Raw genomic sequence first — 11422 nt, forward strand, 5'->3', positions numbered from 1 at the left:
TTCCCAGGCATTACTCACCCGTCCGCCGCTCGCCGGCAAAAGTAGCAAGCTACTTTCCCGCTGCCGCTCGACTTGCATGTGTTAGGCCTGCCGCCAGCGTTCAATCTGAGCCATGATCAAACTCTTCAATTTAAGTTTGGTTGCCAATTAAGGCGGCTCAATGAATTGCTGAATTAACTGCTGCAACTAAAAGTTGCTTTGGTCACTTCATCAGACATTGAAAATCAAAAATTGTTTTTGATGCTCGATGCTGTGAGTGCCCACACAGATTGCTTGATTCAAATTGTTAAAGAGCGTCACGCTTATCGCGTTGAGGAGGCGCATCTTACGCTCCTCACTTCGAAAGTCAAGCGGTTGTTTTCGCTTTTCTTTCGGCGCCCACCTCATCAGGAGGCTAGCTCATCAGTTCGGCGTGGTCCGCCGTGCTGGTAGGGGCGCATTATAGGGAGCCACGCCGTGATGACAAGGGCTTTTTCACCGAAAAGAACCGTTCGCTCAGATATACAGCAAAGCGACTCTATTTCGTTCGCATCACCACCATTTCGGGCTGTCATTGGATTTAAATTGAACATTTGAAAAGCCACTTTATAATTGGCTTTTCAAATGTTCAATTAAGGTTTCATTCATGCACCAGATCCTGGATAGCCGCAAAGAGGAGAGAATCGTTCCTCTGTTCCGCCTCGGGTTTCGGCCTTTCTTCCTGTTCGGCGCCTTGTTCTCGGCTTTGGCGATGCTTGGCTGGCTGGGGCAGCTCAACAGCTGGTTCGCTCTGCCCGGGATTGCCAACCCCATCTGGTGGCATGCACATGAAATGCTGTTCGGCTTTGGTGCCGCCATAGTGGCGGGTTTTCTGCTTACCGCCGTCCAGAACTGGACCGCTCACCCAGGTGTACGCGGTTGGCCGCTGGCACTGGTCGTGGGATTGTGGGCAATCCCGAGAGGCCTGCTCCCCTGGTTTGGAGAAAGCAATGTCACTCTGATGGTCATGGACCTGGCCTGGTTGCCCCTCTGTACGTGGTTTCTCGCCAGACCCATCATAGTGACGCGCCAGTGGCGCAATCTCTTTTTTGTTCCCCTGCTTCTCGTGTTGACCCTGCTCAATACCGCTTGCTGGCGGTGGCATGCCGAATGGCCACTGGTGGAACATATCCTGCTTGCAACCGTGCTCCTCTTCACGACCCTGATTGCCGTCATGGGAGGACGTGTCATTCCCTTCTTCACCGCCAGAGCCACTGGGGCGGAAAAAGCACTCCCACTGCCGTGGCTGGAGCGCATTGCCCTCGCGTCTCTGTGGCTCATCCTGCTGCTCTGGTTGGTACTCCCGACCCAGTGGGTCATCGGCATCCAGATGTTCCCTCTATATATAGTGGCGGCAGGGGCTCACCTCTACAGGCAGCTGCGCTGGCGACCCGGAACCACGGTGGCCCAGCCCCTGCTGTGGTCGCTTCACCTGGCATACCTCTTTATCCCACTGGGGCTGACCGCCCTGGCGGCACGCACGGCTGGCTGGCCGATTGCCTTGTCACTGGCCAGCCATCTGTTCAGCGCGGGCAGCATGGGGGCCATGATCCTCGGGATGATAGCCCGTGTATCCCTCGGACACAGTGGCAGAGCCCTGCAGATAGGGCGCAGGATCTCGGCGGCATTTGCACTGGTCATCCTGTCCGCACTGTTGCGGGTCTTGCTCCCCCTCTTTTGGCCAGACCTCACCCTCACGGGATGGAACCTCAGCGGATGGAGCTGGGTTGCCGCCTACGGTCTCTTTGTCTGGGTCTATACCCCCATACTGACCAGTCCCAGAGCGGATGGCCGCCCCGGCTAGTCATCGCGTGGCCATGGCCGGATAGTGGATCAGATTGTGGAAGATGGCGGGAGCGACCCCAAGATTGCGATAGCCATGGGGACGATCCGCTGCAAACCGGACGGCCTCACCCTGATCGAGGGAACGCCACGCCCCGTCCACCAGCACCTCCATCACACCGCTGATGACGATGACATGTTCGGTCACCCCGGGTTCATGGGGTTCTGACTCCCGCTGGTAGCCAGGTAGCAGGGTCAGTTCGAACAACTCGAAACCAAAGCGGGCCTCATAGGGGAAAAGCGGGGCAACCTGCATCCCCTCTCCCGCCGGCTGCTGTCGAATATCATCGGCAATACGGTATACCGTCTCTCCCTGCGCCGCTGGTGTCGGCTCAATGAAACTGGAGAAAGAGACCCGAAAACCGGTGGCAATCTTCCACAATGTTGCCACCGTCGGACTGGATTCACCTCGCTCGATCTGTCCCAGCATGGCCTTGCTCACCCCCGTTTCACGGGCGGCCATATCCAGGCTCCATCCTCTTTCAGTGCGCAGCCCTTTCAATCGCTGGGCCAGATAGCGACTCATCTCCTGCATCTGTTCTCCGATTTCTTTGAGCCATATTGTGCGCCATAACGCACAGCGTTATAGTCAAAACCACATTGTACGCAATAGCGCACAAGCTATCAGCATCCACAAGGAAGTTTCCCATGCCCCTAGCCCTCCCCCACATGGTCGCGGGACTCATCGCCGTATTGGTGGGTTACACGAGTTCTGTCGTCTTGATCATCCAGGCCGCCACGGCCGCCGGTGCCGATGCAGCCCAGGTCTCTTCCTGGTTATGGACACTGGGTATCGGCATGGGGGTCAGCTGCATCGGCCTCTCCCTCTATTACCGGATGCCTGTCTTGACGGCCTGGTCCACCCCGGGTGCCGCCCTGCTCATCACCAGCCTGGGGAACTTCAGTCTGGCGGAGGCCATCGGCGCCTTCATCATCTCTTCACTGCTGATCACCCTCTGCGGTATCAGCGGCTGGTTCGACAGGCTGATGCGTCACATTCCCGCCCCCCTGGCGGCCGCCATGCTGGCCGGAGTCTTGCTCAGGTTCGGGCTGGATCTCTTCAAGGTGGCACCGCAAGATCCTCTGCTGCTTGGCACCTTGCTACTGGCTTTCTTGCTGGGTCGCCACCTCTGGCCCCGCTACACCATGGTGCTGGTCCTGGCGGCCGGCATGCTGCTCTGCACCCTGAGGGGCGAGCTGCAACTCAACGAGGTTCACTGGCAACTTTCCACCCCGGTCTGGATCTCGCCAGCCTTTTCCATCGACGCCCTGCTCGGCATCGCACTCCCGCTCTTTCTCGTTACCATGACCTCGCAAAACATGCCGGGCATTGCCATCCTGCGCGCCCACGGCTATCAACCGGCCACTTCTTCCCTGATTGGCTGGACCGGATTCATCGGCGTGCTGCTGGCACCGTTTGGCGGCTATGCCTTCAACCTGGCCGCCATCACTGCCGCCATCTGCATGGGCAAGGAAGTGGATCACGATGTCACTCGACGCTGGCCTGCTGCCGTGTGGGCTGGATGTTTCTACCTGCTCACAGGCTGTTTCGGTGCCACCGTGGTTGCCCTGTTCAGCGCATTCCCTGCGGTGCTGGTCACCTGCGTGGCCGGGCTGGCGCTGCTCGGCACCATAGGCAGCAGCTTGCACAGCGCCTTGCAGCAGGACGAGGAGCGGGAAGCCGCGCTACTGACTTTCCTTGTGACTGCCTCGGGGATCACCCTGCTCGGGGTCGGGTCTGCCTGCTGGGGATTGCTGATCGGAGTGACATTGCATCAAGTCAACCGGCTCCGCGCCTGACCTGACCATCTGGGGAGACTCCAGTGAGACGCAGCACATAATCCTGAGAAGAGCGTTCACATATGAACCTTATTCCTTTCTAGTGACAAAACGGCGCAGATCCTTCCCGACAAGCGCCGTTGTCAGACTCAATACTGGAGAACGAAGATGAGGAATCAGGCTGTCATTTTGTTACTGGCACTGCTGGGCGCCACCACGACCCAGGCTGCCGACACCGATCGGGAGCTGGCACGCCAGCTCGCGCTGCAGCAGAAGAACCTGCTGCCGCTCCTGAACAATCAGGAATACCAGAGTCCACTGCCCAACCTGCTGCAAAAGGCCAGCCCGCGCCTGAAGCGCCAGGCTCGGAATGCCAACCAGGCGGCCATCAGTCGGCAAGGGCTGGATGGCGAGGTCAGGGAACTGATGCAACTGCGGCTGGCCAATCCGGACCAGGCGAATGCACTGCAACAAGGGGTTGAGCCACTGGTTGCCTACATACCAAGTGGTGACGAAAAGAGCTGGAGCGCCATCGAGGCGTTCGACAGCGCCGGCAGCCCGATCTATCTCGATGTGAACCAGCCGCCGGCGCGGCCGGTACTGGTGGTGGAGGCCGATCCGGTCAAAGCCAAGAATGCCGGCCTGAAGGTGATGCGAAAGGCGCTGGCTGCCGCCGACATGCAGGTGACGCCCCGTGCCACCAGCAACACCACGCCCCTCAAGACCAGCATTCTCAAGAAGATCAGGCTCAACGATGATCAGGAGCCCTGGCTGCTGGGCGCCGCCGAGGTCTATGCCGTCGTGGCCGGGGTCAATCCTGGCAGGGACGAGCCCGTGGTGGATATCGTCGACATGCCCTATCTCGACTACGACAACACCGACTACACCCCCAACCAGATCCTGGTCTATTGGGATCGCTACCGCTGGGGAGCCGTCGACGTGGTCATGATGGAGCAGGATGACAACGTCAATTACAAGGAGCTGAGCGCCCTCCTGATTGACGCACTCAAACTCGGCTTCACTGCGGGCGGCGTACCCGAGGCCCTGCCCTTCCTCGACCTCGGCGGTCGTATCGTCAAGGCACTCCCGGACTCCTGGATGATCAACAACGACGACTACCTCGACACCTTCTATACCCTGGAGCAGGACCAGAGCTATCACCAGTATCCCGGTGCCGCCGGCAATGCAGTCATCGATCTCGAGCCCAGGGAGATCCAGCCAACCCGGCCCTGACTGTCGCCCAAAACAAAAAGCCAATGAGAAGACTCATTGGCTTTTCTGTATCAGAGCCGCGGATCAGGCCTGACCTTTCGGCCTCACACCCAGTGTGTGACAGATGGCGTAGGTCAGCTCTGAGCGGTTCAGGGTATAAAAGTGGAAATCCTTCACCCCTTCCTGACTCAGCACACGCACTTGGTCGATGGCAATGCTGGCTCCCACCATGTTGCGCGTCATCTGATCGTTTTCCAGCCCTTCGAAACGCTGATGCATCCAGCGCGGGATTTTCACATTGGTGAAACCAGCAAACTTGGCCAGGGTCTGGTAGTTGGAGACCGGCAGTATCCCCGGCACGATCTCCGCATCGATACCGATGGCGGCGCAGCGATCCCGAAAACGCAGATAGGTCTCCACATCGAAGAAGAACTGGGTAATGGCTCGGTTGGCACCGGCATCTATCTTGCGCTTGAGGTTCAGCAAGTCGGATTGCGCACTGCGGGCCTCGGGGTGGCCTTCCGGATAGGCGGCGACCGAGATGTCGAAATCGGCTTCGGACTTGAGCAGGGCAACCAGGTCGGTGGCATACATGTCAGGCTTGTCGAGGCCGGGGGGCAAATCCCCGCGCAGGGCCACGATATGGCGAATGCCGCTGTTCCAGTAATCACGGGCAATGGTCCGCAGCTCGTCACGGCTGGCGTCGATACAGGTCAGGTGCGGGGCGGCGATGAGCCCGGTGCGCTCCTTGATGTCCTTGATCACCTTGTGAGTGCGGTCCCGGGTGCCCGAGTTGGCGCCATAGGTCACAGAGACGAATTTGGGCTCCAGCACCTGCAGGCGCTCGATGGACTGCCAGAGGGTGTTCTCCATCCCTTCGCTGTTGGGCGGGAAAAACTCGAAACTGACCGATATGTCGCCACCCAGATCCGCCAAACTCTGGTTGAGTGCCTCAACCTGACGCGCGCTGTGAAATCCCATCTGCTCTCTCCCTGTCCTGCAACCCATTCCTTCACGCCAAAACGGATGTTTGGACGTCTAAACGTCTTTCTATCTTTATGAGAAAATGGATCAAAGTCAATACCGATTTGTCAGCGACAAGGGGGATTGCCGATTTTTTTATTTTGCAATTCAACCTAAGTAATGAGCGACCCCATCCCAAAATGCTGTCAGGCACGCTATGATGCGGGCGGATCGTCCTGGACGTTCTGAATCTGCGTGTGATTGTTTGGCCGGGTTTCCCGGCCTTTTTTTAACTTCTTTCCCCGCCTGCCGATAAGCAATTCAAGCGTTTGCAGGAGCCCCATCATGGAAGATCACCCCGGTTTTGCCACCGATCTGCTGTTCGATCGCTATCAGGGCGAGGTGACGGATCATGATGCGTTCTGGACCGTGCGCACCCCGGGCTCTCCAGACTACTACTTCGGCAACTACCTGTTGCTGCCCACTCCCCCAAGCGATCGTGACAAGGGCTGGCTCGAGGCCAGTTTCGACAGGCTGATTGGCTGGGACCCCCGTATCCGCCACCGCACCTTCCAGTGGCCTCTCGCCGCAGGCCAGAACAGCCGGGTCGCCGGGTTCGTGGCGGCGGGATACCAATACATGGAGTGCGTGGTACTGGCGCTGGGTGCAATGGAGTGGCAAGCCCCCACCGGCAGCGACCTGGCCCCGGCTCGCCCGTTCACCGCGGCAGACTGGGATCAGTGGCTCGCCTTCGAGCTGGCAGAGCGGGATCCCGCCCATTCGGAGGAGCGCTATCTTCCCTATCTCTTGTCACGCCGCCAGCTCTATCAGGCCATGATCGATGACGGGCTCGGACAGTGGTGGGGGTTATGGCACCAGGATCAACTGGTTGCCAGCTGCGGACTCTTCTTCACCGGCACCCTGGGACGCTTTCAACTGGTGCGCACGCACGCAGAGTGGCGAAACCGGGGGCTCTGTCGTCTGTTGCTGAGCCAGGTCGCACGCCAAGGACTGGCACGGGCCAGTTCGCTCATCATAGTGGCAGACGAGCACTATCACGCCCAGCGGGTCTATCGCACTCTGGGTTTCGTGCCGGTGGCCCGTATTGGCAGCCTGTGCCGCTTGCCACGGGAATGACAGGTCATCACGCAGATGAAGAACGGGAGGCCAAGGCCTCCCGTTCTTCATGGTGAACCATCAGGGCTGTGCCCCCTCCAGTTCGCTGGCGAGCGCCTCCTCCACTTCGGCAGGAGGCGCTGGAGCGACGGCTCCGGACACCGGTACTGACGGAGGCTGGGTCGCGCTTGCTCCGGAGGGCGCTTGTCCATCCGGCACCACAGGCGCAGCAGGTTCGGTCCCGATGGCACCCGACACAGGGACGGCAGGCACGCTCGCCTCACCCTGACACTCCTGTCCCTTGCCCTGGTTGCCCTGATGGGGGGCATACCACCCTTTCAACCCCTGTTCCAGGCGATCGGCCGCCGCCTTGGGTGCCACGGTTCCCAGCAATACCTGCTGGCTCACCTCGGCCAGTTCATCCCCGAGCTTGGGAGTGCCGCGGGAGAGGATCTGGGTGGCAACCCGGATGGTGGAATCGCACTGATCCCGCCACTCAATCATCTCTCTGGCCGCCGGATTGGTGGCTTCAAAGAAGTGGTTGGAGAGCGAGAAGAAGCCGGGCAGCGAGTTGGTATAGAGCTCGGCAAACTGGGGAGTGGTCAGCCACTGCAGGAAGGTCATGGCGGCCTCCTTGTTCTTGCTGGCCGGATTCATCCCCATACCGATATCGGTGTGATCGGTGAAGAAACAGCCATCCCCCTGCTTTGCCACGGGCGGGCGCATGACACCGAAGTCCACCTTGCCGGTGAAGGGGGCAATCTCCCAGGATCCCGCCGCATAGAAGGCAGCCATGCCCGAGGTGAAGAGCTCGTTGGTGGTGGCGTAGTCGCGGCTCTCACCCCCCTCCCCCAGGTAGTCACGCCAGCGGGCCAGCTCCTCGAACACCTTGACGTATTGCGGGTTGTTGAAGCGCTCCTGGCCCCCGATCAGCGCCAATCGACCATCCTCCCCCTTCCAGTAGTTGGGGCCTATGTTCTGGAAACCGAGCTCGGAGGCAACCCAGCTCTCCGAGCCGCTCACGGCGAGGGGAACATAGCGACCATCCGCCTTCACCTTGTCCAGGGCTGCGAAGAATGCCTCGCGGGTCTGGGGTACCGTCAGCCCCAGCTCACTGAATATCTTCTTGTTGTAGAAGAAGCCGTGAATCACCGATGCCATGGGTACGCAGAAAGTCTGGGCGCCACTGTCGGTCTGCCAGGGGGATTGGGCAAAGCTCGGGAAGTTCTCCATCCCCGCCATCTCGCTCAGCTCCACCAGATGGCCCGCCTTGAACAGGGCCAGGGAGTCGTCAAACGGGCGGCAGGTAATGAGATCCCCCGCCTTGCCCGCTTTGAGGCTGGCCCAGAGGGTGGGCATGTACTCGACGTTCTGCACCCCGTTGAATTTCACCTGAATACCCGGGTGGGCGGCCTCGAAAGCAGGGATGATCTTCTGTTCCCACAAGGCCTTGTCATCAATGCGCCAGCTCTCTATCACCAGCTCGCTGGCCATCAGCTGGCCACACAACAGGAGACTCAGGGCCCCGATCCACTTGTTAGCCATAAGTCCTCCTACACCTTGAAATGGGCGATCAATTGCTGCTGCTTGGCGACCAGATCCGCCAGCACCTCACTGCTGCTGGCCGATTCCCGCGCCTCCCGCTCGGTCTCGTAAGCCACATCCGCAATGCCGGCGACATGACGGGCAACCCCCTGACTCACGGAGATCTGTTCCTGGGCGGCATGAGCCACCTGATCCGCCATCGCCTTGATGGCGCTCATTCGCTCGGCAATGGATTGCAGCGCCTCGTCCATCACCCGGGTCTGGGCCACGCAATCCTGGGTCTGCTCCTGGCTGCGTGCCATCACGGCCACCACATGCTTGCTGGAACTTTGCAGGTTCTCGATCATGGCCTGGATCTCCTCGGTCGAGGTCTGGGTCCGGTTCGCCAGTGCCCGCACCTCGTCCGCCACCACCGCGAAGCCGCGACCGGCGTCCCCCGCCCGGGCCGCCTCGATGGCCGCGTTCAGCGCCAGCAGGTTGGTCTGCTCGGCGATGCTGCGGATCACGTCGAGGATGCTGCCGATGTTGTCGCTGAATTCCCCCAGCTTGTGGGTGATGCCGACCGCCTCTTCCATGGCTCCCGCCAGTTGTTCGGTGATCTGGCGCGTAGTCGCCACCTGTTTGCGTCCGGCGCGGGCCTCTTCGTCCGCCAGGTCCACCTCGCGCTTGGTGCCGTCGGTAGAGCGCGCCACCTCGGTGGCACTCACCTCCAACTCGGTGATGGCAGCGGCCACCTGATCGGTCTGGCTCTTCTGATCCTGCACCCGTGACATGGCCCGCTCGCTTATCTCGGCGGCGCGGCTCGCCTCGTCCACCAGATGGCGCGAGCCGGCATTGATCTGGGCGAGCAGTTCGCCAGTCTTGTCTGCCAGGGTATTGATGGAGCGGGTCAGGCTGCCAAACTCGCAGCGGCTCTGGTAGTCGATGCGCCGGGTCATGTCACCCGTGGCCATGCGATCCAGCTCCCGATCGATGAGTTGCAGCGGACGCTGGATGCTGCGGGCCGTGGTGTAACCGATGAGGAGCGCGGCGGCCGCGGAGATGGCAGACACGATCAGGATCCAGGCGCTGGCGCTGCTGACGGCGTCATCCGCCCCGACCCGGCTCGCGCTGGCAATGCTGCCCGCCGATTTGGCCATCTCGTCCAGCAGCGCCAGGCTGTTGACCAGACTGGTGTCGAGCTGCTGGTTCAGGGACTGCAGCGAGGCCGCCAGTTGCTGGCCATTGCGCATGGTCGCCAGCAACCCTTTCGGGCCGAGGGCCAGCTCCTGCATCCGATCGAGGTTGACGATGAAACGCTGCCTCACGTCATCGGGCACCTGCACCCGTTCGAGCCGTTTGCGTGCCATCTCGATATCCTTGCCGAGCACCTTCTCCAATTCATTGAGATCGGTCTTGGCATCGGCCCGGCGGATGTTTTTCAGATCCCGGGCAATGCCGGAGGTGATGAGTTCGGCCTTGTTGCGCATGGAGCGTTTGCTCGCAGTCTGCTGCAACAACAGGTCGGCGGCCCACTGGTAGGTATCTTCCAGCCGGATGAACGCCAGCTCCAGTTCATGGCGCCGATCGAGTGCGGCCACCCACTGACCGTGCTGGGTCAGCACCTGATCCGCCAACCCGTAGAACTCGCGGGTCGCCCCGTCGACCTGGCGGAACCGCTCGCTCGCCTCGGCCACCCCGTCAAACCGGGCCATCTCCTTGCTCTGGGCCAGGAAACGCTCCTGCTGCGCCTTGAACTGGCTGGCCAGTTGCGGCAACTGGGCCGCCTCCTCGCTGGTTCTGTAGGTGAGCACCCAGCGGTTGCTGTCCTGCAGTGCGCCCTTGAGCCCGGCGACCGCGATCACCAGGGGGGTGGCACGATCAGAAACCTGGGAGAGCCCCTCGTTGATCCCCCGGATCTTCAAGATACTGATGAAGCCGAGCAGAACCAGCAACAACAGCATCAGCACGAAGCCGGCGATGATCCGCTGCACAATAGATAAACCCATGGAGGCATCCTCACTCGTTGGGGAAAGGGGTGAATGCCGAGGTTATCGGCAGCGGGATGCAATGGAATAGCGGTTCGTGACGCGATGGCGGGCCAGATCACAGTTGGCGTGACATGGCAGGCAGAAAAGGGCCCGAACAGAGCCGGGCCAAAGAGACATGCTTGGTTGTCATGGCCGTGCACCGGCCACGTTTGTCATCAGAAGCGGTAGCCGACGCCGAACATGAAGGCCACCGGATCGATGGAGGTGTTGATGGTGCCCACGGCGGTGTGTACATCGGTATCGATGTCGATGAGCCAGGCGGAGGCGTTGACGAACCAGCGGTCATTGATCGCCATGTCCAGGCCCACCTGACCCGCCATCCCCCAGGAGGAGTCCACGCTCACATCCGTCCCGGCCAGGGCACCGCGCCCTTCCTCGTCGAAGAAGGTGGTGTAGTTGATACCGGCCCCCACATAGGGGCGCACCTTGCTGTTGGCATCACCGAAGTAGTACTGCGCCATCAGGGTCGGCGGCAGGTGTTTGACCTTGGCGACCTCACCCAGGCCGGCAGTCGACACCGAGTGGGAGAAGGGGGTCGCGGCCAGCAGCTCGACACCCCAGTTGTCCGTCAACATGTAGGAGAGGGTCAGGCCAAGCTGCATGTTGCTGTCGATCTCCAGCTCGCCCGTCCCCAGCACGTTGTCACTGCTGGTCTGGGGAGAGACGAACGCCAGGCCACCACGGACCAGGATGTCACCGGCCTGATGTGCCATGGCGACGGGGGAAGCAAAAGCGGCTGCGATTAACAGAGGAAGGATCTTTTTCATCACATTATCCGTCATTCCGCACCTGATTTTGCTATTTTCAGTGCTTGACGGCGATCGGCCGTTCTGATCTATTACTCTCTTTTGCAGGTAGATCATCATGGCCGCACCCGCTATCTCGATCCGTAACCTCGATCACCTTGGTTTGGTCGC

General features: G+C 60.5%; 9 protein-coding genes and 1 rRNA gene. 4 read left to right on the forward strand and 6 right to left on the reverse strand.

Going from position 1 to position 11422, the window contains the following annotated elements:
* Positions 1–132 (reverse strand): 16S ribosomal RNA (locus MUW49_RS20960); the annotation flags it as partial.
* Positions 133–625: 493 nt separating this feature from the next.
* On the opposite strand from MUW49_RS20960, the gene MUW49_RS20965 reads away from it, so the two are divergent.
* A complete protein-coding gene (locus MUW49_RS20965; RefSeq protein WP_244813174.1) occupies positions 626–1822 on the forward strand; it encodes an NnrS family protein in 1197 nt (398 codons plus the stop codon).
* On the opposite strand, the gene MUW49_RS20970 is transcribed toward MUW49_RS20965, so the two are convergent.
* A complete protein-coding gene (locus MUW49_RS20970; protein WP_042015843.1) occupies positions 1823–2395 on the reverse strand; it encodes an XRE family transcriptional regulator in 573 nt (190 codons plus the stop codon).
* A 113-nt stretch (positions 2396–2508) separates the two neighbouring features.
* On the opposite strand from MUW49_RS20970, the gene MUW49_RS20975 reads away from it, so the two are divergent.
* Both MUW49_RS20975 and MUW49_RS20980 read left to right on the forward strand, forming a co-directional pair.
* Positions 2509–3660 (forward strand): benzoate/H(+) symporter BenE family transporter, encoded by a 1152-nt coding sequence (locus MUW49_RS20975; protein ID WP_039040111.1) that lies wholly within the window; start codon positions 2509–2511, stop codon positions 3658–3660.
* A 147-nt stretch (positions 3661–3807) separates the two neighbouring features.
* Positions 3808–4872: a DUF3103 family protein gene (locus tag MUW49_RS20980; protein ID WP_244813176.1), complete on the forward strand. Its 1065-nt coding sequence runs from the start codon at positions 3808–3810 to the stop codon at positions 4870–4872.
* A gap of 63 nt (positions 4873–4935) precedes the next feature.
* On the opposite strand, the gene metF is transcribed toward MUW49_RS20980, so the two are convergent.
* Complete coding sequence (gene metF, locus MUW49_RS20985) at positions 4936–5832, reverse strand: methylenetetrahydrofolate reductase (protein ID WP_010674220.1); 897 nt, start codon at positions 5830–5832, stop codon at positions 4936–4938.
* A 327-nt stretch (positions 5833–6159) separates the two neighbouring features.
* On the opposite strand from metF, the gene MUW49_RS20990 reads away from it, so the two are divergent.
* Complete coding sequence (locus tag MUW49_RS20990; protein ID WP_043156071.1) at positions 6160–6951, forward strand: GNAT family N-acetyltransferase; 792 nt, start codon at positions 6160–6162, stop codon at positions 6949–6951.
* A gap of 60 nt (positions 6952–7011) precedes the next feature.
* Here the strand turns inward: MUW49_RS20990 and MUW49_RS20995 are convergent, their stop codons facing one another.
* The 3 genes from MUW49_RS20995 to MUW49_RS21005 all read right to left on the reverse strand — a co-directional run bounded on the left by MUW49_RS20995 (position 7012) and on the right by MUW49_RS21005 (position 11272).
* Positions 7012–8475 (reverse strand): extracellular solute-binding protein, encoded by a 1464-nt coding sequence (locus MUW49_RS20995; RefSeq protein WP_244813178.1) that lies wholly within the window; start codon positions 8473–8475, stop codon positions 7012–7014.
* 8 nt (positions 8476–8483) lie between these two features.
* Positions 8484–10463 (reverse strand): methyl-accepting chemotaxis protein, encoded by a 1980-nt coding sequence (locus tag MUW49_RS21000; protein WP_039040116.1) that lies wholly within the window; start codon positions 10461–10463, stop codon positions 8484–8486.
* A gap of 197 nt (positions 10464–10660) precedes the next feature.
* Positions 10661–11272, reverse strand: coding sequence for an OmpW family outer membrane protein (locus MUW49_RS21005; protein WP_010674216.1), 612 nt, complete (start codon positions 11270–11272; stop codon positions 10661–10663).
* Positions 11273–11422: the final 150 nt, after the last annotated feature.

It is taken from the genome of Aeromonas sp. LsrichE-8G, assembly GCF_022869435.1.
Lineage (GTDB): Bacteria > Pseudomonadota > Gammaproteobacteria > Enterobacterales > Aeromonadaceae > Aeromonas > Aeromonas caviae.